This window comes from Roseibium sp. ROS1 (assembly GCF_054658215.1).
Genome location: NZ_BAAGIG010000001.1, coordinates 1,055,185 through 1,079,496, shown reverse-complemented (window position 1 = coordinate 1,079,496; position 24,312 = coordinate 1,055,185). Strand labels below are relative to the sequence as shown.

Below are 24,312 nucleotides of genomic sequence, written 5' to 3'. Positions count from 1 at the left end.
GCGCCCTCACTGGATCACAGCAGACGAGCCGGCATAGCCGCCCATCTGACTGCCACCGATTGGCTCCAGCATCACAGGACGCGCCGGAAGATCTTCCGTTGTCACGATCTGTTTCACATCAAGCGGTTCAAGAAGAAGATAATCGTTATAGCGTTCGACAAGGGACTGCAGCCGGTCCGGCTTGTTGAGAAGGCTCCACTCCGCCTTCAGATGACGAATGGAGTCGCGCTCCTCATCGATCTGCCGCTTCAGATCGGCAACCTTTTCCGCAGACTTCGTCGCTGCGAGCTTCATGTCATAGACCGTCGCCGCGCCGATCACGACCGCCAGTATGAACACGATGTTCAGCGTTCGAACCATATTAGCCCCCTAGCCCATGGAAGGCTGCGAGACGTGGGACACCCGCCTGATGGATGTCCAGCTCTCGCGCCTCAGCTTCGGTCCGCCGCCCGGCCCGAAGCTTCGCGGATCTTGCCCGCGGATTGATGTCCGTTTCAGCGTCGGCAGCTTCTACCGCCTTGCGCGTCAACAATTCGAATGTCGCCGGAGGCACGTCTTCCTCCGGCATATGTCGTGATCCGCCACCGCGGGTCCGGGTCCGATCCTGGAAGAACCGCTTGACGATACGGTCTTCGAGGGAATGGAAGCTCACCAGCACAAGGCGTCCGCCCGGCTTCAGAATCCGCTCGGCCGCGCCCAGCGCTTCAGCCGCCTGATGCAACTCGCCGTTCACATAGATCCGCAGCGCCTGGAAGGTTCGCGTTGCCGGATGGATCTGTGCCTTCTTGGGCGACCGGCCAAGCACCTTTTCGATGAGGTTCGCCAGCTCCAGGGTCCGAGTGAATGGCTTTTCCTTGCGGGCCCTGTCGATGGCGTGCGCAACTGTCGTCGCCCGCTTTTCCTCGCCCAACAGACCGATGACGCGGATCAGATCCTTCACTGGCAGCTCATTCACGACATCCGCAGCCGATGGCCCGGCCTGCTCCATACGCATGTCCAAAGGTCCATCGCGCAGGAATGAAAAGCCGCGATCAGCCTCATCAAGCTGCATGGAAGAAACGCCGAGATCGAGAACCACACCGTCGACACCATCAAAACCGCAACCGCGGGCATGCGTTTCAAGACCCGCAAATTGACCCGGCACGAGCATCAGACGGCCTTCGGAAGCTTTCACAAGCTCCTGCCCGCCGGCAATCGCGTCCGGATCCCGGTCGATACCGATCACATGGGCACCACGTTCCAGAATTGCGCGGGAATAACCTCCGGCACCGAAAGTACCGTCGACAATCACCTCGCCGGGCTGCGGTGCAAGCCACTCCAGAACCTCTTTCAGGAGAACCGGCACATGGCGCTCGGGTCCGCCAGCGTCAGGAGCAACGTCTCTGTCGCCGAGCGCCATCATACCGGCTCTCCCTGAGAGGATGCGGAGCTTTGCCCCGACAGCATCGCGAGCGCACGCCGTTGGGCCTCTGCGCGGTACTCGCGAAACTTTTCAGGTTCCCAGATCTGGAACTTGTAATTCATGCCGACGAAGGTGACCTGGTCGGTAATTCCGGTGTGTTCGCGGATCATGTCGGAAATGGTCATGCGGCCATCCCCATCGATCCTCGGGTTTTCACTGGCGCCGAACAGGGCGATCGCCAGCGCATCATGATCGGGAGAGAGCTTTGCAAAGGCTTCCGAGCGCTTGTTGATTTCAGCAAGCAGATCGTTTCCGCCCGCGTCGACAGCCGCGCAGTGTGAAGAAGCAATGCAATATAGGCCTTCAAATCCATCTCTCGCCAATACCGTACGGAAGGGCGCCGGGATCGACACGCGCCCCTTGGCATCCAGCCGGTTGGTAAAGTGAGAAACAAAGCCGGCCATTCATCCCCTCGAAACGGGTCCCCACCCGTTCAAATCCCAAGTTCACCCGTAAATGAGAGGAAGGCCGGCAACTTGCCCGGACACGCAATTTGCAAAAACGGCACTTTCAGAACCGTTAAATCGATGTCCATGACCCTACTGAGATGGGCCCGCGCTCCCCATTCTGGGTATTTATGGGATACCATGGGAAATCATGGGCGGTCAATGGAATCTCATGGATTCCGGCTCGATTTGATCGCACACGACCCCGTCGAGAGACCTTAAGGCAAACATGCTTAATGAAGCCTTGACACAATTGGAGAATCGGATTCGCAGGAATACGGAGGTTTTCCGCATCGAAGCCCGGAAAACCGGCAATTTCTGCCTATCTGGAAAGACTTGTGGAGAAAGAAAACCGCCTTCGTGGCGAGTGTCTCAACCGAACCTGAGCGCCCGACCCGTGGCCCCTGGTGTCTCGCCGAACCGCTCCCGGTAGGCAACCGAGAACCGGCCCAGGTGCCGGTGGCCGGACCGGTAGGCCACCTCTGCCACGGGCAGACTGTGCCCCTCCGACAACAACAGGTGCCGTGCGTAACTCAGCCGGACGCCCTGAAGGTACTGAAGCGGAGTACAGCCGTATTCCTGCCGGAACTGCAATTGAAGGTTCCGGGGCGAGGTTCCTGCGTGGGTACTGATATCCAGAAGACTGATGTCGTCGGCAAAACGCTCGCCGATCAGGCTGACCGCACGCTTCAGGATGGCCGGTGACCTGCCGGTCTCCCGCCGTTCCAGCAGCGGCGACGCGGTGTTCGGCTGAAATTCCAGCAGCGCTCCGACAAGCGCTTCTTCCAGGTGGCGTTGTTCCGGGCTCCCTTCCCCCTGAAAAACCCGCCCTTCCTCGACTGCACCCAGAACACCGCGCAAGCGACGGCGCCATGCAGCACCAGCGCAAGACAGAAGATTGAATTCGGGTTCGAAGCGAACCTGACCAACACTCACACCGGCCATTCTGCTTGCAACTTCCTGCAGGAAACCCGTCTCGATCTGAAGAAGGATCTGCTGGCAGCCGGCATGCCAGCGCATGGCAGTGTGCCGGTCCGGATTGAGAATGGAGGCAACCCTCGGCGTGGACACCATGGAACGACAACCATTGCGGACTTCAGCCGTGCCGGTAATCGGAAGCTGGATCAGATAAAACTCGGCAAGTTCTCCTGGCTCGATCGCCACATCAGCGCCATACCGCAGGTAGTTGAGAGAAAGATGCTGCCCACGCACCCGGTTCTGGCAGGCATCAAACCTGTCGGATGCCGAAAAACGCCCCAGGCGATGATTGCAGAAGTGACGGGCAACGATTTCCCTGGCTTCGTCCACATCCGTGGTTTCGAAGCATTTGAAGCGATCGAGCGGCGTTTTGCTTTCTGCCTGAGACAACATTGTGGAAGCATGCCGCTGCTGCGAGGCCCTTTCAAGCGCCACCTTGTGTGCCATGCGTCATTTTACTGCATCCGGCCAAGTAATTTCGCTTTCTGGATAAAGAAATCCATCGAGCCGCGCTTAGCCTTTCACCTGTCGAAAGGCCAAAGCGCACCAAATGAGCGATGAGGGGAACAATCATGCAAGATGGCGCAGGCATTACCGCAGCTAACGCGGGACTGGACAATATCAGCTGGAATGTGGTCGGGCACACCTATACGCCGAAACTCCTGAGCGGCAATGCCTTCATCTGGCATGCGCTCATTCCGGCGGAGACCTTTGTCCCGCCCCACATACATCCGACCCAGGACGAATGGATCGTGATGCTGGAAGGGGAGCTGGAAGTCGAAATGGGTGGTCAGACCCACAAGGCAAAGGCGGGCGACACGATCCGCATGCCGATGGGTGAAGCCCACGGCATCTTCAACAGGTCTGGCAAGACGGCCACCTGTGTCTTCGGCGTTGCGCCGTCCCGTAAACTCTTCGAACTCTTCGGCGCGCTCGACGGCGTGACAGATCCGGCTGAACTGGTCCGGCTTTCCGCCTTGCATGAGGTCGACTTTCTGCCGCCTCCCGATCAGGCCTGAGCCAACACGGCCAGATCCAGCTTTTGACGTGACGGGGTGGATTGCCGGCAGATACCACACTGCCGGCGCCCCCTGAGGCGAGAGGACATCGAGAATGACGAAACGCAAGACTGTCGCCGTAATCGGCGGCGGCGTGAGCGGGCTTGCGGCTGCAAAAGCCTTTGACGAACGCGGGCACCGGGTGATGGGCTTCGAGCGAAGCCACGATTTCGGTGGTGTCTGGGAACTGTCGCGGTCCTATCCGGACGTGCAGACCCAGTCGCCCAAGGACCTTTACCGCTTCACCGACCTGCCCATGCCGGACGACTATCCTGAATGGCCGAAAGGGCCTCTGGTACATGCCTATTTGCATGCCTATGCGACAAAACACAAACTCGGCCGCCTGTTCCGGCTGAACACCAATGTCCTGTCCATGGATCGCCGCAAGGATGGCAATCCGGGCTGGACGCTGACACTTGAGGCGGCCGGCAGAACCTGGTGCGAAGATTTCGACTTCGTCGCCATCTGCACCGGCCAGTTTTCGGACAAGAACGTCATTTCCCACCCTGGGCAAGAAGCCTTCGAGGCCGCCGGCGGCCAGGTGCTGCACAGCTCGGACTATACCGACAGCAGCATGGCGCGGGGCAAACATGTGATCGTCCTCGGCGGCTCCAAATCCGCGACCGACCTGGTGGTCAACGCCGCCAGAAACGGTGCGAAATCGGTCACGCTGGTCTACCGGGAACCGGTCTGGCGCGTGCCCTATTTTGTCGGCGGCATCAATTTCAAACGCCTGCTCTACATGCGCGCCCAGGAACAGCAGTTCAACGGCTGGGGCCGGACCGGCCTTGCAAAAGCGGTCTCTGCTGCCTTCAAGCCATTGATCTGGGCAAATTTCAGAGGGCTGGAAACCCTGCTCAAGTTTCAGCTCAAGTTGAAGAAATGGGACATGGTTCCGGATATCCCGATCGAAAAGGATGCCTCCTGTTCGTTGCCGATCGTGACACCGGGGCTTTTCGAAGGTTTTGAAGCGGGCAGCATCCGCCCGGTTCGGGGAACCTTCGAGCGCTATGAGAATGGCAATGTCATCCTGTCCACGGGAGAAGCACTGCCCTGTGATCTGGCTGTGCTGGCCGTCGGCTGGAAACTCGGTATTCCCTACCTGGCGAAGGAATACCGGGACAAACTGATTGAGCCCGACGGGCAATACAGGGTCTACCGTCTGTCGGTGAACCCGGACCTGCCCGACATGGGCTTTGTCGGCTTCAACTCCAGTTTTTGCACCGTGTTGTCGGCGGAAATGATTGCCAACTGGCTGGTTCGCTATGCCGACGGGCAACTGGCCCATCAACCGACGGATAGGGAAATGCGCAGCAACATCGACCAGATGCTCCACTGGCGTCGGCGGGAACGGCCGGCTGCCCAGGTCTATGGCGGTCTTTGCTCTGCCCCCTTCCACTTCCGGCATTTCGATGAACTGCTGGCGGATATGGGGGCTGCCAAGCGAAAACGCGCAAACCCGTTGGCGGAGCAGTTCTCCTACCCGAAAGCAGAAGCTTACGGGACATTTCTTGGCAGCACGCCGCAATATGCAGCGGGCTGAACAGGGAAAGTAAGAGCCAGCCGGCCTGTAAGCCGGGTTCTGTATGGCCCGGCCAGATACGAGACCTGACGCGGACGTGACAGCCATTCATCTGTGACGTCTGTTGCCAGACGCCTATCGCAACCAACCCGGACAACTGGCCTGGAAACCGGCCTGAACCGGATCGCTCCGGTTCGCGCTGTCCCTATTCGGTTTTGCTCCCGGTGGGGTTTACCATGCCGCCGCTGTTGCCAGTTGCGCGGTGGGCTCTTACCCCACCCTTTCACCCTTACCCCGGGAAAATCTCTCGATCTGTCCGGGGCGGTTTGCTTTCTGTGGCACTTTCCCTAAGGTCGCCCTCGCCGGGCGTTACCCGGCACCGTGTTTCCATGGAGCCCGGACTTTCCTCCCCCGCGGCCTTTCGGCACTTGCGGCAGCGGCTGTCCGACCGACTGGCGCATGGGACTTAGGAGGCTTTGCGGACAAGGTCAAGCGACAGTCGAGGCCGTGCTGCGCGAATTCCCGGGATAGCGTCCCCGTCCTGTGTCATTCCGCCAACCTGCCGTCCACTGGCGGCTGCGACTTCGCGCCCCGCCTCACCCGTTCGCACGCTTCACAATCCTCACGCAAGCTAGCTCTTGCAGGGCTATAGGCTGGCAAAACTGTCAAGGTGCCATCGGGCCAGACACCCAAGAGCCTGCGGCAAAACCCGCCAACCCCGGAACGGTGAAAAGAGGAACGTAATTCTAATTATTGTAAAAAATATCAATATAAATTTTTACTAGGTCATCGAAAGATAAAAACTTTTTCCCGTCATTGCCCAAATATTAAGCAATAAGAAACCCATGTGACGGAAGGTAATGGGAACAAACATGGAGCTAAAAATGCGTCAACTGTGCGTCTTCCTGCCTGCGATCATGCTGGCAACTGCAGCCCAGGCTGCGGAAACACCGCCCGATGCGAAAGCGTTGATCCAGCCGGAGATTGTGGAAGCCGTCGCCGAATGGCTTTCCAACCCGATTGTCGCCTTGTCGATCAACGCACAAAACAATTTGCGCGGATCTCTTTCACAGGCAGACATCGACGCACTGGACGCCCAATGGCGACAGGAACGCGAAGCAGCGGACAAGCCTCTGATTTCCGCGACCTTGTCCGCCCCCTTGTCGATCTACCTCCTGCGCGTTCAGGCAGGGTCCCTCGGCCTCTATCCTGAAATCTTCGTCATGGACGCGAACGGTCTGAACGTCGGGCAAAGTGCGATTACCAGCGACTACTGGCAGGGAGACGAGGCCAAGTTCCAGAAGACCTTCCCGAACGGCCCTGAAACCATTTTCATCGACGAACCGGAATGGGACGACGGCAGCAAGATCTGGCGTGCCCAGCTCAACATGACGATCACTGACCCCGAAACCAAGAAAGCCATCGGGGCTGCAACAGTCGAATTCAACCTGACCGAACTGATGCGTCGTCAGGGTACGGGATCTTAAGCGGGAAATACCATGTTCAAAAATCTATCCGTCAGCAAAAAGATCGCCGCAGGGTTCCTGACGCTCGCATTGGTCGGCGCAGTGGCCGGTGGCATGAGTGCCTATCAGACGCATTCGGCTCTGGATGAAGTCAAGACAGCAAACAACCTGTCGGATCTCAACGTGGAAACGGCTGAACTCACGGAAAAGATCGCAGCGCAGGCTCTGTCGGTGAAATCCTTCCTGCTAACCGGCAACCGTGATCTTCTCACCCGGTCCCAGGATCTGAACGATGAAATTCAGACAGGGTTTTCGGAAGTCGGCTCACTTGTCGACGCGAGCCTGCCTGAGTTTCAAAGCCATCTCTCCGAACTGAAATCAAGCTGGGAAACCTGGTACAGCCAGATTGCCGCACGCCAGATCGAACTGATGCGCACACCGGAGACGGTCGACATGGCGCGTGCGATTGACCTGACACCGGAAAGCTCTGGTCTTTTGTCAGCTGTTCAGCAGCAAAGCCGACAGCTTGCCGACGCAGTTGATGCGGAACGGCAGAAATCGGTTATTGCCCAGAACAGGTCACTGAACACGGTCCAGATCGTCTCGCTCTCCAGCACACTGATCCTCACCGTGCTTGCGATGATCCTCGGCTTCCTTAATCACATCGCGATTTCAGCGCCGCTATCGAGACTGTCCGTCATAACCGACAAGCTGTCGGCCGGAGACACGTCTCAGACGGTTGATATCAGCGACCGTAAGGACGAAATCGGTCTTCTCGGCCGCGCGCTCGGCGTCTTCCGCGAAAACCTGATCCGCACACGCGAACTTGAGCAACAGGCTGAAGCGGAACGCATCAACGCCGAACGCATCAAGCGCGAGGAAATGGAGAAGGTTGCCAGCGACTTCGAAGCAACTGTCCTCAACATCTGCGACGGGATGATTACACGACTGGATGCGCTGACCAGTTCCGCCGGATCACTGTCAACGATTGCCAACAACACCACGGACCAGGCCCTGGCCGTTTCGGCAGCCGCCGAACAGGCAACCACCAACGTGAATACCGTGGCCAGCGCGACAGAGGAACTTTCAGCTTCCATCCGTGCAATCACGGAACAGGTGCGATCATCCTCGGAAATCGCCCAGGAAGCGGAACATGAAGTCGGGCGATCCAACGAAGCCGTAGCGACGGTGCAGCAGGTGGTTTCGCGCATCGGTGACGTTACGAAGCTGATCACCGATATTGCCGAACAGACCAACCTGCTCGCCCTCAACGCGACCATTGAAGCTGCCCGTGCCGGCGAGGCCGGAAAGGGCTTTGCCGTTGTTGCATCCGAGGTCAAGGCCCTCGCGGAACAGACATCCAAGGCGACGGAGGAAATCGACCGGCAGATCACGGAAATGCGCCAGGCCGCGGATGCTTCGACAGAAGCAACCGAGTCTGTTGCCGGTCTCGTCCAGAAGATTTCGGAAAACACGCACGCCATGTCCGGTGCAGCGGAAGAACAGAACCTGGCAACGACCGAAATCGCCAGCAGCGTCTCCGAAGCCGCACAGGGTACCGAAAGCGTTTCGAGATCCATTTCCGAGGTCAGTGGCGCTGCCAGCGAAACAGCAAACCTGAGCTCGGACATGAATGCGGCTGTCGGCGAATTGCATGAACAGTCCAATACACTGCGCCACGCCATGCAGGACTTCCTGGGCAAGGTGCGAGCAGCGTAACCAGCCTTGATCGAGCCCGGTAATGGGTTTCACGGTCTCGGTAAAAATACTGCGTCGCACAAACTTCATTTCTCTTGTGCGACGCCAGCGGCTAACGTCCCCTTAGGATTTCATTCCGGGGGACGTTTTCGTGAAACACGCGATCAAGACGCAGGAAGCTGCGGACCTCATTCCAGACGGAGCCACCCTGCTGGTGGGAGGTTTCATGGGGGTGGGTTCGCCCCATCGGTTGATTGACGCCATAGTGGCGAAAGGCACCAGAAACCTGACGATTGTCGCCAATGACACGGCCATGCCGGATCGTGGCATCGGCAAGCTCGTCAGCGCAGGTTCGGTTTCAAGGGTGATCGCTTCTCACATCGGCCTCAACCCGGAAACCCAGCAGAAGATGATATCCGGCGAGATTGATGTCGAACTGGTTCCCCAGGGAACCTTGGTCGAACGCATCCGGGCGGCCGGCGTCGGTCTGGGTGGCATCCTGACTCCGACCGGCATTGGCACGCTCGTCGAGGAAGGCAAGCAGAAGATCACCGTCGACGGCAAGGAATATCTTCTGGAAACTCCCATCCATGGCGATTTCGCCCTTTTGGCCGCCTACCGGGCGGACTACGTCGGCAATCTGGAGTATTCCCTCACCGCCCACAATTTCAACCCGACCATGGCTCTGGCGGGCAAGACCGTTATCGCGGAACCGCACACGATCGTACCCGTGGGTGTGATTTCGCCAGATAGCGTGAAAACACCCGGCATTCTCGTCGATCATCTTCTGGAAAGGGCCGCCTGATGGACGACAAGGAAATCATCGCCCGGCGCGTGGCACAGGAAATCAAAGCCGGTACGCTGGTCAATCTCGGCATCGGCCTGCCGTCACTGGTGGCCAACTACCTGCCGAAGGAAGTGCATGTCTTCTTTCAGGCCGAAAACGGTGTGATCGGCCTGGGCGCCCGCCCGCCCGAAGGGATGGAAGACCCCGACCTCACCGATGCCGGCGGCGGTTTCGTGACCGCCGTTCCGGGAGCAGCTTCCATCGACAGCGCCATGAGCTTCGGCCTGATCCGCGGCGGCCATCTGGACATGACCGTTCTCGGCGGCTTGCAGGTGGATGAACGTGGCTATCTCGCGAACTGGATGATCCCGGGCAAGATGGTTCCGGGCATGGGCGGTGCAATGGATCTTGTGGCCGGCGCCAAACAGGTGATCGTCGCAATGGTTCACACGGCCAAAGGCCACCCCAAGATCCTGAAGGAATGCACACTTCCCCTGACAGCTCGCCGTCGTGTCAGCCTGATCGTGACGGAAATGGCCGTGATCGAACCGACGGACGACGGCCTCGTCCTGCGAGAAACGGGCCCCGGCATGAGTGTCGATGATGTCATCTCCGCAACAGAAGCCTCGCTGATCGTTCACGGGGACGTCCCGACCATGAGGCTTTGAAGGAAGACGGGTCAATGCGCGTGTCCAGTACCAAGCAAACCGGCAAGGGTGTCCACGCCCTCCTCGATCTGCCGTGCATTTGCACCGGCAAAGCCGACAATAAGCCCCGGCCGCCCTCCTTCGGCTAGATAACAATTGCTGAGCGGTGAAACGGCAAAGCCGCGGTCCTGCATCGCGACTGCAAGTGCAATATCGTTGACGGGCTCCCGGAACATGACCGTCAACTGCACATTGCCTGTCAGAGGCGCAACTTCCACACGATTGCCCAGCCTCTGCCGTAACGCGCCGGCGAGCATCGTCCCCCGCTCCAGATAGACTGGCCGGATCTGTTTCAGGTGCTTCTGATAGGCCCCGCTATCCATGAAGTGGGCGAGTGCAGCCTGGGCCTGAACATTCGCAGAACAGCCGATATTGCGCATGGTTTGGGTGAGCGGGGCTACAAGAACCTCTGGTACGACGCAATAGGCAATCCGGAGCCCGGGGAGCAGGCTCTTCGCGAACGTGCCCATGTAGATAACCTGTCCCTCATCCGCCAATCCGTGCAGCGCAGCCACAGGCCGGCCCTCGAACAGGAACTCGCTGTCATAGTCGTCTTCCAGGATCACCGCGCCGCAGGTGCGGGCAACATCAAGAAGCATCAGACGCCTCGCCAAGGGCATGCGTGCCCCAAGGGGATAGTGATGGGACGGTGTGACATAGATCAGCTTCGGCGGCTGATCCAGATGGGCCATCTTCGACGCGTCCGCGCCCTCTCCGTCGGTTGGCAGCGGCCGGATCGTCAGACCTGCCCCGGAAAAGGCCGTCCGCGCGCCGAGGTAGCCTGGTTCTTCCAGCCAGACGTCGTCACCCGGATCAGTGAGCACCTGGCTGAGCATCGTCAGGCTGGCCTGTGTTGAACTGGTGACAAGAATCCGATGAGGGTCAGCCCGAACCCCGCGTTCGGCCGCAAGGTGCCGGGCGATCTGCCGCTTGAGCACCTCAAGACCGGCAAAATTCTGATAGTGGAGATCCGCGCTGCGCTCGAGCCGCGCGGCCCTGCGCAGTGATCTCGCCCATTCCTCGTAGGGAAACAGATCAAGTGCCGGCGCACCCGGTTGCAAGCCTCCCTGGCGATAGGCCCACCCCTCGCCGCGCAAGTTGGCACTCAATGTCCTGCCACGTTGCGACAGCTTCAGCCCGAGCGCTTCCACCTTGCGCTGCGCATGCGCACCTTCCAGCACCAGCCCTTCGGTAATGCGGGGAGCAGCGCCGGTGCGCACGGTGATCACACCTTCGGCTTGCAGAAGGTCGTAAGCCGTGTTGACGGTGTTGCGTCCAACGTTGAGCGACGCTGCCAACCGCCGCGTGGATGGCAACTTTGTTCCCGAGCGCAGCAAGCCTGTGCGCACGGCGTCACGAAAGCCTCGATAGATCTGTTCCGCCAATGGCACGTCTGCCGACCGCTCAAGAGACAGGATGCCTTCAGGAAAAACTGGTTCTGTCATTTTCTAAAAACCGGACCTTCTTTGGGGCCAATTTATCGGACAAACAGCACAACACAAGACAAACAGTCAATTGGAGACGAGACCATGTCCACTCTGGAAAAACGCCAGGCAGCGGATCTGCCCCGTTATGCCAAGATCCGCCAGATGAACCGCGGCGGGTACGACCGGACCGTTGCCTACGACATCCTGGATGCGGGCCTTGTCGCCCATTGCGGCTTCGTTCACGAAGACCGACCGATGGTGATCCCGATGGCATATGCCCGGATCGACGACCGCATCTATATTCATGGAGCGAGCACCACCCGCATCATCAAGTCAAACGCGGAAGGCGTACCGGCGAGCCTGACCGTGACACTAGTAGATGGTCTGGTGGTCGCGCGTTCCGCTTTCCATCATTCCATGAACTATCGCTGCGCGATCGTGCATGGCACGGCGAGGCTTGTCGAAAGCGAACAGGAACAGATCGAAGCCCTGGCCGCTATCACCGACCATCTTCTGCCTGGCCGCTGGGATGAATGCCGCGAAATGATGCCGAAGGAACACAAGGCAACCGGTGTGCTTGTCATGGATATCGACCATGTCAGCACGAAGGTCCGCACGGGCGGACCGGTGGACGACAAGGAAGATCTCGGGACCGATATATGGGCTGGTGTGGTGCCTGTGGTGACCGCACTCGGCCAGCCCCTATCGGCACCTGATGTGCCTGCCGAAACGCCGGTTCCCGCCTCGGTTCCAGCCGCCCGCAGGAAGTTCGCATAAGCTGACAGCCTTCAGCACACAAAAAGAAAACCCCGCCGGAAATCCCGGCGGGGTTTTCAGTTTGCCCACGGCTGACCGCCCTGCCGCTTTTAGCTGGAGGCCAGGATCTGCTTGACCTTGGAACAGTAGCGCTTGCTGACCGGGTTCATCCGCTTAGCGAAATGGCCGGCATTGTAGCGCAAGATGGTGCCACAAACGTCGCCGCCCGCCTTCTTGTGCGCGCCGGCAAGGTACTTCATGCCCCATTCCAGATTGGTTTCGGGGTCATAGAGCGCCTTGGTCGACCCGCGGTAGCCGATGCCACGCGCGGTTGCCGGCTTGATCTGCATCAGACCGACTTCACCGGCGCTGCCGCGTGCACGCGGATTGAAGTTGCTCTCCACCTGGACCACTGCCTTGGCGATCTTGACCGGCACACCATGTTTGGCGGCGGCCTTACGGATGAGCTTGGCGTATTTGTCGTTGCTGACAACAGCCGTCCGCTTCGGGGACACCTTGCGCGTCAGGCTTGCAGTTCTTGTCTTCTTGGCAGGTTTTTCCTGCGTTTCCTGCTTGCTCGATTCAATGATGTGCAGGATCGGTTTGGAACCAGAGCCGACCGACGGCTTGGCTTCGGCAGGTTCGCTCTTCTTGTCCGGGTCGATGATATGGAGGATCGGCTCCGACCCGGAACCCGTACCTTTAGCCATTGCAGCCGGTGCTGCAAGAGTGGTTGCATAGGCGAAAAGGCACAGCGCCCCAGTAAGTGTCTTGAATGACCGTAACATTCAGTCCAGCCCTTTTGGTTTTCGTTGCGTTGAAATCAGGCGGGAGAAATGCCGGAGCTATTGGACGAAAATGGGCGCTAATACATCACGAATTATTTCAAATTATTACATAAAATTACAGGAATTTAATGCTGTTCTTAGTCATTTTCTGTAGTTTGTGGCCAAAATTAGCAAGCAATTCGGCAATGGATGGGCCATCAGAAGAAATTCTGTGACCACTCGTGGCGCAGAGCCGCCTAAAAATGCTGCGTTGCGGGAACTAATTTTGTTGACTGCGCGTTTAATTCGTTGGTCCGAACTCGTAACCGCACAAAAAAACCTAACCAACCGTTCGATCAGGCCGACAGGGAAGGCAACTTGCGCAGCAGCGCATGCAACGTTTCGATCGTCGATTGATCGACGACACCGTCCACCTTCTCTGGTCGGAAATGGCGTTGAAACGCGGCAACCACCTGGCGTGTCTTCAAGTCGAAGTCCCCGGTGATGTCCAGCTCGTAGCCATAGAGTGCGAGCATCGACTGCACCGCTTCAACAGGCTGGCCGCTATCGCCCTCCTGCATCAGCAGACCCGCCCCGAGTGGAAACGGTTTTACATATAAACCGATGCCGGCTTCTGACAGGCGATCCCATGGGAACAGTTCACCCGGGTCTTCCTTCCGGGCAGGAGCAATATCCGAATGCGCCAGGACCATCCACGGATGGATCCCGTGACGGGCACAGATATCGCCAACGAGCGCGACAACGGCTTCGATCTGTGGCTCCGGAAACGGTTGATAGCCGTGCTCATGCCCCGGATTGACGATCTCGACGCCGATCGATCGGGAATTGATATCGGTCTCGCCTTTCCAGAAGCTACGCCCCGCATGCCAGGCCCTGCGGGATTCCGGCACGCATTGAAGGATGCTGCCATCCTCGTTGACGACATAGTGGGCGGAGACTTCCGAACGAGGATCACACAGGCGCTGCAAGGCTTCTTCGCCGGTCGGCATGCCGGTGTAATGGAGCACGACCATATCCACAGGGGCTCCCTGCGCCCGCTGTCCGTGGTTGGGAGACGGATGGACCCTGGCCTTCACACCGGTATCAGTCGCAACGCTCATATGCCTCTTTCCGCGCAGATCTTCGCCCAGGCTTCGTTCAGCGCCGCAAGACGATCATTCGCAATCCTGACGAACTCCTCCGGAACGCCTCTTGCGATCAGCCGGTCGGGATGCGTTTCCTGGACCTCGCGGCGGTAATGGGACTTGAGTTCCCCGTCACTTGCTTCCGGTCCCAAACCCAGCACCTCGTAGGGGTTGCCGTCATTGCGCACATGTCTGGCGAGTATCCTGGAAAACTCCCGGTCATCGATCCCGAAGACCTCCGCCACTCTGGAAAGGTAGCCTATTTCGCTTTCGTGGACGACGCCGTCAGCTTTCGCAATGTGAAAAAGCCCATCCAGAATGTCGAGCAGCGTCTTGCGGTCGTATGGGAACAGATCCGCCAGTTTCTTGGCATAGACCTCGAAGCCGGCAATGTCTTCCTGCGCCAGATTGAACAGGCGGGCGACATTGCGTTCTTCGTTGGGCGGTACATCGAAAAGTTCGCGGAAAGCGATAATTTCATCGGTGGTCACCACACCATCGGCCTTGGCCATCTTGGCCGACAGCGCAATCATCGCAACGGTGAAGCCGACACTGTTGGTCCCCTCCGGCCGCGCAAGCACGAGCTGGACCAGGCGGTCGACGATCTGCGCCCCTCCTGTTCCGATCGAACTTACAATAGCGCCGAGGCTACTCCAGACACTCACACTTCAGCTCCCGCTGGGCCGGTGGGAAAAGGCAGGCAGGAAAGCTTGCCGTGAACCGCATGAATCGATGCGTTGCAGACTCTTATCGGCATGGGCCGGATTTGACCAGATCAACCCTCGCCTGTCCCCATTGGTGCTTCAGCTGGTCGCGCCCGTGGACGAGCGAAAACCGAGTTCCCGCGCGCCGATGTTTTGGACCTTCGAATGGACCACTGCAACGCAGCTCCGCAGTTTGCGGACAGCCTGGCCTACCCCGCCATTTTCCTCGGGTTTCCCTTGGGTTTGAGCAAGCTTGCGATTCATGATGGTTAAAGGAATTACGCTTAGCCTTTCGCGACTCGTGTTCGCAAGATGGTTCCTCGCCGGATGGCAGTCCCCCTGGGAAGAAGCAACATTGTCATTTTTTTCATTTCCATGTCGCTGGTGCTGACGCTGGCGCTGGGTGTCTACGCGAGCAATCGTCTTCTAACGCACTGGCTGGTTGTCCGGGGTCTTGAGCAAGCTTTCCTGCCGCAGGAAAAGACTTTCAACTCGATCCTGCAGGCATTGGCGAGCCGGATCGAAACCGAACCGGCAGCCGACATGTCCGCATTGCGGCTGACCAAAGAGGCTTCTGCCGACAGCCGGAAGCCGAACGACCTGGTTGGCGAATTGCAACGCAATGCCGGCCAGGCTGTGGACACATCCAGGGTACTGGACGCGGTCGCGATCTTCCCTGCGCCAACCGGATCCAGCCTCCAGCGCCCCTCACCGGTGCAAATTCACTGGCATAGTGAAGGGCGGCTTCGTACCAGCAATACGATCTCGCAGGCCAAGGCCGCTCTGAACGGCAACAGCCCGCTCGTTGCCATTCCGGACATGTCGTGGCACGGATCGTTTGGGGCGAATGCACTGATTGCCTACCGTCCCGAAGGAGCCTCCCCGGACTTTCCGGGGCTCTTGCTGTTGGTGACCCAGTCGGAGATCCTGAACGGGCTCACGCCGCTGATCTGGTTGATCAGTGCCGCGATTGGCGGTCTTTGCCTGGCTTCTTTCATGTTTGCTGGCATTCTCCTCTGGCTGCGCTTCTATGACCAGCTCCAGACCAGCAGAGACCTTCAGTATCTGGCGCATCACGACACGCTGACCGGTTTGCCGAACCGCGCCGTCTTCAACGCGCGCCTGACCGAAGCGCTGCGCCTTGCACAGGCCAAGGCTTCCAATATCGGCGTCATGCTGATCGATGTCGACAAGTTCAAGGAAATCAACGACACCTATGGTCATGGCATCGGCGACGTTTTTCTTCAGATCGTGGGGGAACGCCTGAAGGCAGTTTTCGGAAACCACCTGGTCGCCCGCCTTTCAGGCGATGAATTTGCTGTCATGCTGACATCCTTGTCCGACCCCGCCCGCATGACCCGACTTGCAACGGACATGATTGCCGCAACCGAAGCTCCCTGCACGATCGACGGCAAGGACATCAGGATTTCGCTGTCCATTGGTCTTGCAAGGGCAACCGACGGCTCCTGGCGCTCCTCTCGTTTGCTTCATTGCGCGGACCTTGCTCTATATCGGGCCAAACACAGCGGGCGTTCCACCTTCTCGTGGTACACACAAAGCCTTGATGCAGAGGCGCAGAAACGCAAGGAAGTGGAAGAAGGGCTCAACAAAGCGCTCAAGTTCAACCAGTTCAAGTTGCTCTATCAGCCGCAATATGCGCTGAAGGACGGAACACTGAAGGGCTATGAGGCCCTGATCCGCTGGGACCATCCTTCCAAGGGTATCATCCGGCCGGACGATTTCATCCCGATTGCAGAAGACACGGGCCTTATAGAGGAAATCGGAACATGGGTCCTCAACCACGCCTGCCGCGAAGCAGCGTTATGGCAGGACCGCTCGCGCAAGGTCGCAGTCAATGTTTCTCCCGCTCAGTTCATTGCCGGCGAAACCCAGAAACGCGTTGCCCAGGCGCTTCAGAATTCCCGTCTAGACCCCAAGCGGCTTGAAATTGAAATCACCGAGAGCCTGCTGATTTCGAACACGGACGCCGTCATCGAGACACTTCAGCAGATCCGCGACATGGGTGTTTCTATCGCCATGGACGATTTCGGAACCGGCTATTCATCGCTAAGCTACCTGAGCCTGTTTCCCTTCGACAAGATCAAGATCGACAAGGCCTTCATCCAGAACCTCGGCAAGGATGCCAGTACCGACGCGATCGTGACATCGATCGTTGGCCTGGGCCGCTCGCTGGATGTCACGATTACCGCGGAAGGTGTCGAAACCGAGGAACAGGCCATACTGCTGAGCGCGGCCGGATGCGATCTCGTCCAGGGTTTCCTGTTCGGCAAGCCTGATACCGTTGCAAAACACGAGGCAGCCTATCCGGTGTTTCCACTCAGCCCAGCCGGTAGACGCTGGTTCCCCCGAATGCAGCATCAAGCGACGTCGGTCCAGGTGCCACCGCGCATTCGCCTTGCCCCCAAACTTGCCAAGAGCGTGAGGCCCGCTGGCCCGCAACCGGCTATCGGAGGGGAAAGCGAGGACCCGACATCGCAGATTGAGCAGGTCTCCTTGCAGACTGCAGGCTGAAACCGCGATTGCAGGTTTTCAGAGGCTGACCCCGGCTGCGGCATCCTGAGCGGCCGACTGCCGCTCGCGGTCTGCCTTGCGTTCGGAGTAACGATCGACAAGATAGTCCGATCGGCCACGAACCAGCAGCGTGAACTTGACGAGCTCTTCCATGACATCGACCACCCGGTCGTAAAGGGCCGATGGTTTCATCCGGCCATCATCATCAAATTCCTGGTAGGCCTTGGGCACCGACGACTGATTGGGGATGGTAACCATCCGCATCCAGCGGCCGAGGACACGCATCTGGTTGACCGCATTGAAAGACTGCGAACCTCCCGAGACCTGCATCAAGGCCAGTGTCTTGCCCTGTGTCGGCCGGATGGCGCCAAAACTCAGCGGGATCCAGTCAATCTGCGACTTGAGTACACCGGTCATTGCCCCATGGCGCTCGGGAGAGCACCAGACCTGTCCTTCGGACCAGGCACATAGATTTCTCAGTTCGGTGACTTTGGGATGATCGGCACCGCTGTCATCGGGAAGCGGCAGACCTGATGGATCGTAGATCCGGGTCTCCGCACCATAAGCCTGCAGCAGCCTTTGTGCTTCGTGTACGAGGAAGCGGCTGTAGGACCGCTCGCGCAGGGAACCATAGAGCAGCAATATCCGCGGTGGATGCGACGGCCCCGTTGGAACCTTCAACTTCTCCCGGTCGATTTCCTGAAAGTCTGCCGCCGTCACGTTCTTCAAGTCTGCATGCGAACTTTTCGGCTCAGGCATCTGGCGCTCCGGACGAAACCACTTCGCCGTCTTCCTTGGTGAAAGACCCGATATCCTTTGGCAACAGGTCCAGCACCTTCTCGGACGGACGGCACAGGCGGACGCCTTTTTCCGACACCACGATCGGCCTGTTGATCAGGATCGGGTGTTCCATCATGAAATCGATCAGTTGGTCGTCCGTCCACCTGTCCTCACCGAGACCCAATTCATCATAGGGCGTTCCCTTCTGGCGAAGGATGTCCCGCACCGGAAGACCGGTGCGCTTGATCAGGTCAACGAGTTCTTCGCGGCTCGGCGGCGTTTTCAGATATTCGATAACCTGCGGCTCAACGCCGGATTTACGGATCATTTCCAGCGTGTTGCGGGACGTGCCGCATTTCGGGTTGTGATAAATCGTCATGCTCATGTGAGGTATCGTCCTGTCAAAGTCCCGAAGGTTTCTTAAAATCTGCTGCCGGAAAACAGCAGACAGCGGGATCGTTGCCGCAGCAGTCTTCCATCAGAAAACCCAGAAGGTTCCGCATGCGGTCATAGTCGACCGCATAAAGAATATGCCTGCCCTCCCGGCGGGTCGTCAGCAGCCCGGCCCGTTCCAACGTGGTCAGATGAAACGACATCCTGGTTGGCTGTATGTCCAGTCGCTCGGCAACCGAGCCGGACGGCAAGCCATCTGGCCCAACCGTCATCAGCAACCGGAACGCCGCCAGCCGGTCTTCCTGTGCCAAGGCACCCAATGCAGAGACTGCTTCCTGATCTTCCATAATTCGACACTACAAGAAATTTTGGAATATTCAACAAATGAAAGCGAACATACCCTGTGTGCGATATCACATGGCTGCAGCGGCGCGAGCGGCCTGATCGTAGTTGCCGGACACCAGTCGCAATGTAGCGGCAAGTTTGGAGAGTTCGTTTTCGTCGAGGCCCAGCGCTTTCATTGGCTTGACCAGGAGAGCCTCGCGCAGACGCCGGTACTCAAGGCAGGCAGTTTCGCCTGATTTCGTGATTTCGGCGGTCTTTTCCTTGCCCCGACGGCCAGATGAAATGAGGCCAGCCTTTTCAAGCTTCTTCAGCGCATAGGTAACCGTGTGAGTGTCTTCGATGTTCAGCACAAGACAGATGTCTGACAGTGTCTTGGCTCGGCCACGGTGATTGACCGAATGAAGCACAAGCACATCCAGGGGACCAAGCCCCTGCGACCCGCTGGCCGCCATACAACGCACCATCCATCGGTGATAGGCATTGACCATCATGGTCACCGCGAATTCGATCTCCGAAAGCGCAGGCATTGCACCGGAGGCAAGATGCGCTGCAGAGACAACTGGCCCGATGGGGGCATCGCTTCTGGAGTCGGGATTATCCGTCACATCTGATCTCCGGCACAGTTTGGTTTTTCAGCGGGCCTCCAACCGGAACCGGTCGAAGGCCCTTTTCTGATCGTTTCAAAGGTGTGCGTACATCCGCCCCTGTTCGTTCACGGGAAGAAATGCACTAGTTGCTCAACATCATCTGCGGCAACCAAAGAGCCAAGCCCGGAAAGGCCACAATCAAGACGATTGCCAGGATCATCAACAGGAAGAACGGCAAGGCCATGCGGGCAACCTTGAAGATGTTGTACCCGGTCATGCCTTGCAGCACGAACAGATTGAACCCGACAGGTGGCGTGATCTGGCTCATTTCGACAACCAGCACCAGGTAAATACCGAACCAGATGAGATCGAGGCCTGCCTGCTCCACCATAGGAAGGATCACGGAGGTCGTCAGAACCACCACCGAAATGCCATCCAGAAAACACCCGAGCACCACGAAGAACAGCGTCAGGGCAATCAGGAGCGCGTAGGGTGACAGGTTCAGCGAGCCGATCCAGGCAGCCAACTCACGCGGGATGCCGGTGTACCCCATGGCAACGGTCAGGAATGCTGCGCCGGCCAGAATGAACGCGATCATGCAGGATGTCCGCGTGGCGCCCATCAACGCTTCAGCAAAGCTCTTGCGGTTCAACGTTCCGCTTACCCAGGACAGAAGCAAGGCCAGCATGACACCGATGGCCGCCGCCTCTGTGGGCGAAGCAAGACCCGCATAGATCGAGCCGATCACACCCACGATCAGACCGATCACCGGAAACAGCCTGCGCGTTGCAAGAAGTCGCTCGATGAAAGGAATGACTTCCTCCTTCGCAGGCATCTTGTCCTTGTTCAGCAGTGCCCAGATCGCGACATAGCCCATGAACAGGAGGCAAAGCATTGCCCCTGGCAGAACGCCTGCCATGAACAACCGGGCAATCGACTGCTCGGTCGCAGCGCCATAAACAATCAGGATGATCGATGGCGGAATGAGCAGGCCTAGTGTACCCGACCCCGCCAGTGTGCCGATCGCCATGCGTTCGTCATACCCGCGCTGCTTCAGTTCGGGCAGAGACATACGACCGATGGTGGCGGTGGTAGCGGCTGAAGAACCCGACACGGCGGCAAAGATACCGCACCCGAGAATGTTCACATGCAGCAGCCGGCCCGGCAGATTGCGCATCCAGGGAGAAAGACCGGCGAACATGTCCTCCGACAGACGAGATCGGAACAGGATTTCACCCATCCAGATGAACATGGGCAGCGCCGTCAGATCCCAGGAATTCGATGCCCCCCAAACCGTCGTTGCCAGAACGGGTCCGGCAGGCGCAGATACAAGAACCATCATTGCAGCAAGCGCGACGGCAAACAGCGCAACAGCTACCCAGATACCGGTTGCAAGCGCCGCCAGCATCCCAATGCCGAGCAGGAGGGCGACAAGGGAGAGATCCATTATTCTTTCCCCTCTATCGGATCGGCCTTCACGACCGATTCAAAACTCGGCGCCTTGCCAGTGAGCGCCATTATCAGGTCGTCCAGCAAAGCGATTGAGAACACCAGCAGTCCGAAAGTCATCACCGACTGCGGAAAGACGAGCGGGATCGGAATGACGCCGTAGGAGGTTTCGTTGAATTTGAAGCTGTCGAGCGCAAGCTGTCCGGCGTTCCATGTAAAGAATGCCGCCAGCGCAAGAGCGACCGCAACCGCCCAGACATTCAAGATACGCGCCCCAGCTTTGGGCACGGACTGCAGCAGGATCGCGACCCTGATGTGATCACCGTTGCGCAGCGTCCCGGATAGGGCAAGAAAGGATGCCCCTACCAGCAGAAAACCTGCAATTTCAGCAAGTGAAGGAACCTGCAGCCCGAGTGGCTCAAGACCAAAGACCGTTCGAGACCAGTCGAATATGCGTCCAAACACCTGAAGAACAACGAGACTGGCAATGACAACGAGACAACACGCAGCCATAGCCGTTGACGCTTGATAAAGCGTATTCAAAGCCTTTCGCATCGGCTTCCCCTACCGGATGTGCAGCTGATATTAAAAAAACGCCGGACTTGTTAGGTCCGGCGCTTCTTTAGCTGTTTAGTTTTTATAGGCTTCGAGAACGGCTTGGCCGGTTTCACCGGCTTCCTCTTGCCATACGGCAGCCATCGTCTCGCCAATTGCTGCGAGATCCTGGATCAGCTGGCTGCTCGGCTGAACGACAGTGATGCCGTTGTCGACCAGTACCTGGGTCTGCGTCTTGGTTTCTACCTTGGAAGCTTCCCAGCCGCGCTTCTCAGCAACATCGGCGGCTTCAAGGACAGCTGCCTTTTCGTCGTCGCTCAGGGCGTCGAAAGCACCCTTGTTGACGAACACCATGTTTTTCGGCAGCCAGGCCTGGGTGTCATGATAGTGGCTCAGGAAGTCCCAAGCCTTGGAATTCGCACCGGTGGACGGTGACGTGATCATGGCTTCGACACGACCGGTGGAAAAGGCGGTCGGAATATCCGGCACTTCAACCTGCGTCGGCACGGCGCCAGCCAGCTGGGCCAGGCGTTCAGTCGCTGTGTTGTAGGCACGGAATTTCAAACCCTTGAGATCATCACCCTTGGTGATTTCCTTTTTGGCGTAGATACCCTGGGGCGGCCACGGCACGGCATACAGCAGCTGCAGTCCCTGCTCGCCGAGCTTTTCTTCCAGTGCAGGCTTCGACGCCTGGTAAAGCTTCCAGGCCTGATCATAGGACGGAGCCAGGAAAGGTACGGAATCCACCCCGAAGACCGCATCTTCGTTGGAAAGGCGGGACACCAGAATTTCGCCGATCGGGGCAAGCCCCTTGCGGACCGAGTTCTTGATTTCCGGATGCTTGAACAGCGACCCCGCAGAGTGGATCTGAATGACCAGCGAGCCGTCAGTCTTTTCCTTCACTTCTTCAGCGAAGGCAGCAATGTTCTGTGTGTGAAAGTTGCTGTCACCATAAGGTGTCGGCATATCCCACTTGGTTTCAGCGGAAGCAGCGGTGAAACCCGCAAGGCCGAATGCGGCGGCAGCAGCCAGATGGATTCCGGCACGTGTCAGGGAACGAGATTGCAGCATGATTTTCTCCTCTAGGAAGCGGGGATTACCCGTCGGGATGCTGCTCGAGGTGCATTCTTCGAACACCTTTTGGAGCACATCTTCACAAACACTAGACTCAAAAACCACCGACATCAACAATTTATCGATAAATTGTGATTGTCATCTTCAAAACCAATGCGTCCTTCCCTCCGCGAAAAGGATTGGCTAGCGTTCCGGCCAGACAACCTGGAAACCTGAATTCGTGCCAAACACCAACCACCGTCTCTTGACTGGCAACAACGCCAACCGCCTGATTTTGGCGCTCATTTTGGTAGTGGCGGCCTTGCTACGCTTTCAGAACCTGGACAGGACGAGCCTTTGGTACGATGAAGCCGTCAGCTGGAGCCAGTCCAAGGGAACCATCGCCGAGCTGTTGACCGCCGTTGCAGCTGACAATTATCCGCCGCTGCATAATATTTTGCTCTGGCTGACGATGCCCTTGGCAGGTGACAGTGAAACAGCATTGCGCTTGCCATCCGTGTTGTTAGGTGTTCTTGCCGTCTGGCTAATCTATCTGACTGGCAAGACGCTGGCCGGAAACACCACTGGCCTGCTTGCTGCCGCTCTCCTGACCGTCTCTCCGTTCCACATCTGGTATTCGACAGAAGCCCGCATGTATGCCCTGCTGGCAACATGCGGGCTCGCCTTTCTGCTCCTGGTTCTGAAAAACCTTGAAAGGCCATCGGCCTGGCGGCTGGTGGCGCTTGGAGTGGCTGGAGCCCTGTTCCTCTACAGTCACATCTACGCCCTTCTGGGCTTCGCATCCGTTGGTGTGGTCTGCGGCATCCTGGCATTGACCGGCATTTTGAAATCCGGCCGCATCAGTCTCACCAATGCGGTTCTTGTCTGCCTTGCAATGGCAGCGAGCGCGCTTGCCTTTTTACCTTGGTTGATCATCCTGGCGATGCGAGCAAGGTCGGTGGCCGAAGAAGGCTTCTGGATTGCTTATCCTGATCCGACGTTTCTCATCAACATCGCTTTTAGCATAGCCGGGTCGCTGCCATTGTTCTGGGTGCTGGCAGGTTTGGCCGTCGCCAGTCTCCTGACCGTCGTTCACCTGCCAGGCAGGTACTTCGGCAAACCGCAAAGTGCGGACGCAATCCTCGTTTGCTTTGCCTACACCGTTGGGCCACCGCTTTTGGCCTATCTCTATTCCATAAGCGTGCAGCCGATCCTTTTTGATCGATACCTGATCGCGGCATGGCCAGGGCTTGTCCTGCTCGCCTCTGTAACAGCCCAGCGCCTGGCGCCACAGGTTGCACCGATCGCACTGTTTGCTGCCGCGATATGGTTGAGTTTCCCCGAATTGAAATTCACGCTGCTGGAGAGAATACGCCCCGAATGGCGCCTGATCGCACGGGACTATCTGGAACAGAAAGCCGATGGCGATCATCTCTTGCTGTTCAAGGGATTTGCCGCACCGGCCCTGTCTTATTACCTGCGCGACCCCAACACCTTCACGCCAGTTGATACAATTGCCGAAATATACAAGGGCACCGCTGATGCCCGATGGCTATTGATCGTCCACACAAACAGTGAGGAACTAAGCAAAGCGCAAGAAGCCTTTGCCCCGCGGGAAGGCACTCCAGCAGCCAGGCGCTTTGGCTGGGGAGCCAGTGGCCTGACACTTTTGGAGCGAGGCCCTGTCGAATAATC

General features: G+C 58.1%; 24 protein-coding genes and 1 other RNA gene. 9 read left to right on the top strand and 16 right to left on the bottom strand.

Features of this window, described 5'->3' with window-relative positions; genetic code table 11:
* Positions 1-6 precede the first annotated feature (6 nt).
* The 4 genes from ftsL to ACYQ6M_RS04820 form a co-directional block, all read right to left on the bottom strand.
* Positions 7-360, bottom strand: a complete 354-nt coding sequence (gene ftsL, locus ACYQ6M_RS04835; RefSeq protein WP_023000486.1) for a cell division protein FtsL — start codon at positions 358-360, stop codon at positions 7-9.
* 1 nt (position 361) lies between these two features.
* Positions 362-1,402: a 16S rRNA (cytosine(1402)-N(4))-methyltransferase RsmH gene (gene rsmH / locus ACYQ6M_RS04830; RefSeq protein ID WP_023000485.1), complete on the bottom strand. Its 1,041-nt coding sequence runs from the start codon at positions 1,400-1,402 to the stop codon at positions 362-364.
* Positions 1,399-1,866: a division/cell wall cluster transcriptional repressor MraZ gene (locus ACYQ6M_RS04825; RefSeq protein ID WP_023000484.1), complete on the bottom strand. Its 468-nt coding sequence runs from the start codon at positions 1,864-1,866 to the stop codon at positions 1,399-1,401. Before ACYQ6M_RS04825 ends, rsmH begins: the two co-directional genes overlap by 4 nt.
* Before the next feature lie 414 nt (positions 1,867-2,280).
* Positions 2,281-3,333: a cupin domain-containing protein gene (locus ACYQ6M_RS04820; RefSeq protein WP_460072454.1), complete on the bottom strand. Its 1,053-nt coding sequence runs from the start codon at positions 3,331-3,333 to the stop codon at positions 2,281-2,283.
* Between the two features lie 125 nt (positions 3,334-3,458).
* Between ACYQ6M_RS04820 and ACYQ6M_RS04815 the strand changes: the two genes are divergently transcribed.
* Together ACYQ6M_RS04815 and ACYQ6M_RS04810 are read left to right on the top strand one after the other, a co-directional pair.
* Positions 3,459-3,905: a cupin domain-containing protein gene (locus tag ACYQ6M_RS04815; protein WP_031269111.1), complete on the top strand. Its 447-nt coding sequence runs from the start codon at positions 3,459-3,461 to the stop codon at positions 3,903-3,905.
* A 94-nt stretch (positions 3,906-3,999) separates the two neighbouring features.
* Positions 4,000-5,487, top strand: a complete 1,488-nt coding sequence (locus ACYQ6M_RS04810; RefSeq protein ID WP_460072451.1) for a flavin-containing monooxygenase — start codon at positions 4,000-4,002, stop codon at positions 5,485-5,487.
* A gap of 12 nt (positions 5,488-5,499) precedes the next feature.
* Here the strand turns inward: ACYQ6M_RS04810 and rnpB are convergent.
* Positions 5,500-5,922, bottom strand: an RNA gene (gene rnpB / locus ACYQ6M_RS04805) — RNase P RNA component class A.
* A gap of 428 nt (positions 5,923-6,350) precedes the next feature.
* Between rnpB and ACYQ6M_RS04800 the strand changes: the two genes are divergently transcribed.
* The 4 genes from ACYQ6M_RS04800 (at position 6,351) to ACYQ6M_RS04785 (ending at position 10,085) form a co-directional block, all read left to right on the top strand.
* On the top strand, positions 6,351-6,953 hold the full coding sequence (locus ACYQ6M_RS04800; protein WP_460072449.1) for a hypothetical protein: 603 nt from the start codon (positions 6,351-6,353) through the stop codon (positions 6,951-6,953).
* 12 nt (positions 6,954-6,965) lie between these two features.
* On the top strand, positions 6,966-8,651 hold the full coding sequence (locus tag ACYQ6M_RS04795) for a methyl-accepting chemotaxis protein (protein WP_077292341.1): 1,686 nt from the start codon (positions 6,966-6,968) through the stop codon (positions 8,649-8,651).
* A 130-nt stretch (positions 8,652-8,781) separates the two neighbouring features.
* The gene (locus ACYQ6M_RS04790; protein WP_460072447.1) at positions 8,782-9,435 is read left to right on the top strand and encodes a CoA transferase subunit A; all 654 of its coding nucleotides are present in this window, start codon (positions 8,782-8,784) and stop codon (positions 9,433-9,435) included.
* Positions 9,435-10,085, top strand: a complete 651-nt coding sequence (locus tag ACYQ6M_RS04785; protein WP_460072445.1) for a 3-oxoacid CoA-transferase subunit B — start codon at positions 9,435-9,437, stop codon at positions 10,083-10,085. The genes ACYQ6M_RS04790 and ACYQ6M_RS04785 overlap by 1 nt, the downstream gene beginning before the upstream one ends.
* A gap of 11 nt (positions 10,086-10,096) precedes the next feature.
* Here the strand turns inward: ACYQ6M_RS04785 and pdxR are convergent, their stop codons facing one another.
* On the bottom strand, positions 10,097-11,569 hold the full coding sequence (pdxR, locus tag ACYQ6M_RS04780) for a MocR-like pyridoxine biosynthesis transcription factor PdxR (protein WP_460072443.1): 1,473 nt from the start codon (positions 11,567-11,569) through the stop codon (positions 10,097-10,099).
* A gap of 84 nt (positions 11,570-11,653) precedes the next feature.
* Here pdxR and ACYQ6M_RS04775 point away from each other — a divergent pair, with 84 nt between their 5' ends.
* Complete coding sequence (locus ACYQ6M_RS04775; RefSeq protein WP_460072441.1) at positions 11,654-12,328, top strand: pyridoxamine 5'-phosphate oxidase family protein; 675 nt, start codon at positions 11,654-11,656, stop codon at positions 12,326-12,328.
* An 89-nt stretch (positions 12,329-12,417) separates the two neighbouring features.
* Here ACYQ6M_RS04775 and ACYQ6M_RS04770 read toward each other — a convergent pair whose 3' ends face one another.
* From ACYQ6M_RS04770 to ACYQ6M_RS04760, 3 genes are all read right to left on the bottom strand, one after another.
* Entirely contained in the window at positions 12,418-13,017 is a 600-nt protein-coding gene (locus ACYQ6M_RS04770; RefSeq protein WP_023000473.1) for a lytic transglycosylase domain-containing protein, read from the bottom strand.
* A gap of 413 nt (positions 13,018-13,430) precedes the next feature.
* Complete coding sequence (locus tag ACYQ6M_RS04765) at positions 13,431-14,195, bottom strand: N-acetylmuramoyl-L-alanine amidase (protein WP_023000472.1); 765 nt, start codon at positions 14,193-14,195, stop codon at positions 13,431-13,433.
* Positions 14,192-14,884, bottom strand: coding sequence for a J domain-containing protein (locus ACYQ6M_RS04760; RefSeq protein ID WP_023000471.1), 693 nt, complete (start codon positions 14,882-14,884; stop codon positions 14,192-14,194). Before ACYQ6M_RS04760 ends, ACYQ6M_RS04765 begins: the two co-directional genes overlap by 4 nt.
* A 366-nt stretch (positions 14,885-15,250) precedes the next feature.
* Here ACYQ6M_RS04760 and ACYQ6M_RS04755 point away from each other — a divergent pair, with 366 nt between their 5' ends.
* On the top strand, positions 15,251-17,455 hold the full coding sequence (locus tag ACYQ6M_RS04755) for a putative bifunctional diguanylate cyclase/phosphodiesterase (RefSeq protein WP_460072438.1): 2,205 nt from the start codon (positions 15,251-15,253) through the stop codon (positions 17,453-17,455).
* An 18-nt stretch (positions 17,456-17,473) separates the two neighbouring features.
* Here the strand turns inward: ACYQ6M_RS04755 and arsH are convergent, their stop codons facing one another.
* The 7 genes from arsH to ACYQ6M_RS04720 all read right to left on the bottom strand — a co-directional run bounded on the left by arsH (position 17,474) and on the right by ACYQ6M_RS04720 (position 22,635).
* Positions 17,474-18,214, bottom strand: coding sequence for an arsenical resistance protein ArsH (arsH, locus tag ACYQ6M_RS04750; protein WP_460072436.1), 741 nt, complete (start codon positions 18,212-18,214; stop codon positions 17,474-17,476).
* Positions 18,207-18,620, bottom strand: a complete 414-nt coding sequence (arsC, locus tag ACYQ6M_RS04745; protein WP_055655490.1) for an arsenate reductase (glutaredoxin) — start codon at positions 18,618-18,620, stop codon at positions 18,207-18,209. Before arsC ends, arsH begins: the two co-directional genes overlap by 8 nt.
* Positions 18,621-18,636: 16 nt before the next feature.
* A complete protein-coding gene (locus ACYQ6M_RS04740; protein ID WP_023000467.1) occupies positions 18,637-18,975 on the bottom strand; it encodes an ArsR/SmtB family transcription factor in 339 nt (112 codons plus the stop codon).
* Between the two features lie 66 nt (positions 18,976-19,041).
* A complete protein-coding gene (locus ACYQ6M_RS04735; RefSeq protein WP_208984317.1) occupies positions 19,042-19,500 on the bottom strand; it encodes a winged helix DNA-binding protein in 459 nt (152 codons plus the stop codon).
* Between the two features lie 202 nt (positions 19,501-19,702).
* Positions 19,703-21,007 (bottom strand): TRAP transporter large permease, encoded by a 1,305-nt coding sequence (locus tag ACYQ6M_RS04730; RefSeq protein WP_460072433.1) that lies wholly within the window; start codon positions 21,005-21,007, stop codon positions 19,703-19,705.
* Positions 21,007-21,564, bottom strand: a complete 558-nt coding sequence (locus ACYQ6M_RS04725) for a TRAP transporter small permease (protein WP_031269105.1) — start codon at positions 21,562-21,564, stop codon at positions 21,007-21,009. The genes ACYQ6M_RS04730 and ACYQ6M_RS04725 overlap by 1 nt, the downstream gene beginning before the upstream one ends.
* A gap of 75 nt (positions 21,565-21,639) precedes the next feature.
* Positions 21,640-22,635, bottom strand: a complete 996-nt coding sequence (locus ACYQ6M_RS04720; protein WP_460072431.1) for a TRAP transporter substrate-binding protein — start codon at positions 22,633-22,635, stop codon at positions 21,640-21,642.
* 223 nt (positions 22,636-22,858) lie between these two features.
* Here ACYQ6M_RS04720 and ACYQ6M_RS04715 point away from each other — a divergent pair, with 223 nt between their 5' ends.
* The gene (locus tag ACYQ6M_RS04715) at positions 22,859-24,310 is read left to right on the top strand and encodes a glycosyltransferase family 39 protein (RefSeq protein ID WP_460072429.1); all 1,452 of its coding nucleotides are present in this window, start codon (positions 22,859-22,861) and stop codon (positions 24,308-24,310) included.
* Positions 24,311-24,312 lie beyond the last annotated feature (2 nt).

Excerpts from the sequence above, each read along its gene's own strand:
- ACYQ6M_RS04725 (WP_031269105.1), bottom strand. The coding sequence starts at position 21,564 with ATGCGAAAGGCTTTGAATACGCTTTATCAAGCGTCAACGGCTATGGCT.
- ACYQ6M_RS04735 (WP_208984317.1), bottom strand. The coding sequence starts at position 19,500 with ATGCCTGCGCTTTCGGAGATCGAATTCGCGGTGACCATGATGGTCAAT.
- arsH (WP_460072436.1), bottom strand. The coding sequence starts at position 18,214 with ATGCCTGAGCCGAAAAGTTCGCATGCAGACTTGAAGAACGTGACGGCG.
- ACYQ6M_RS04810 (WP_460072451.1), top strand. The coding sequence starts at position 4,000 with ATGACGAAACGCAAGACTGTCGCCGTAATCGGCGGCGGCGTGAGCGGG.
- ACYQ6M_RS04815 (WP_031269111.1), top strand. The coding sequence starts at position 3,459 with ATGCAAGATGGCGCAGGCATTACCGCAGCTAACGCGGGACTGGACAAT.
- ACYQ6M_RS04740 (WP_023000467.1), bottom strand. The coding sequence starts at position 18,975 with ATGGAAGATCAGGAAGCAGTCTCTGCATTGGGTGCCTTGGCACAGGAA.
- ACYQ6M_RS04730 (WP_460072433.1), bottom strand. The coding sequence starts at position 21,007 with ATGGATCTCTCCCTTGTCGCCCTCCTGCTCGGCATTGGGATGCTGGCG.
- ACYQ6M_RS04720 (WP_460072431.1), bottom strand. The coding sequence starts at position 22,635 with ATGCTGCAATCTCGTTCCCTGACACGTGCCGGAATCCATCTGGCTGCT.
- ACYQ6M_RS04795 (WP_077292341.1), top strand. The coding sequence starts at position 6,966 with ATGTTCAAAAATCTATCCGTCAGCAAAAAGATCGCCGCAGGGTTCCTG.
- ACYQ6M_RS04785 (WP_460072445.1), top strand. The coding sequence starts at position 9,435 with ATGGACGACAAGGAAATCATCGCCCGGCGCGTGGCACAGGAAATCAAA.
- ACYQ6M_RS04765 (WP_023000472.1), bottom strand. The coding sequence starts at position 14,195 with ATGAGCGTTGCGACTGATACCGGTGTGAAGGCCAGGGTCCATCCGTCT.
- pdxR (WP_460072443.1), bottom strand. The coding sequence starts at position 11,569 with ATGACAGAACCAGTTTTTCCTGAAGGCATCCTGTCTCTTGAGCGGTCG.
- arsC (WP_055655490.1), bottom strand. The coding sequence starts at position 18,620 with ATGAGCATGACGATTTATCACAACCCGAAATGCGGCACGTCCCGCAAC.
- ACYQ6M_RS04825 (WP_023000484.1), bottom strand. The coding sequence starts at position 1,866 with ATGGCCGGCTTTGTTTCTCACTTTACCAACCGGCTGGATGCCAAGGGG.
- ACYQ6M_RS04770 (WP_023000473.1), bottom strand. The coding sequence starts at position 13,017 with ATGGCTAAAGGTACGGGTTCCGGGTCGGAGCCGATCCTCCATATCATC.
- ACYQ6M_RS04755 (WP_460072438.1), top strand. The coding sequence starts at position 15,251 with ATGGCAGTCCCCCTGGGAAGAAGCAACATTGTCATTTTTTTCATTTCC.
- ACYQ6M_RS04800 (WP_460072449.1), top strand. The coding sequence starts at position 6,351 with ATGCGTCAACTGTGCGTCTTCCTGCCTGCGATCATGCTGGCAACTGCA.
- ftsL (WP_023000486.1), bottom strand. The coding sequence starts at position 360 with ATGGTTCGAACGCTGAACATCGTGTTCATACTGGCGGTCGTGATCGGC.
- ACYQ6M_RS04820 (WP_460072454.1), bottom strand. The coding sequence starts at position 3,333 with ATGGCACACAAGGTGGCGCTTGAAAGGGCCTCGCAGCAGCGGCATGCT.
- rsmH (WP_023000485.1), bottom strand. The coding sequence starts at position 1,402 with ATGATGGCGCTCGGCGACAGAGACGTTGCTCCTGACGCTGGCGGACCC.
- ACYQ6M_RS04775 (WP_460072441.1), top strand. The coding sequence starts at position 11,654 with ATGTCCACTCTGGAAAAACGCCAGGCAGCGGATCTGCCCCGTTATGCC.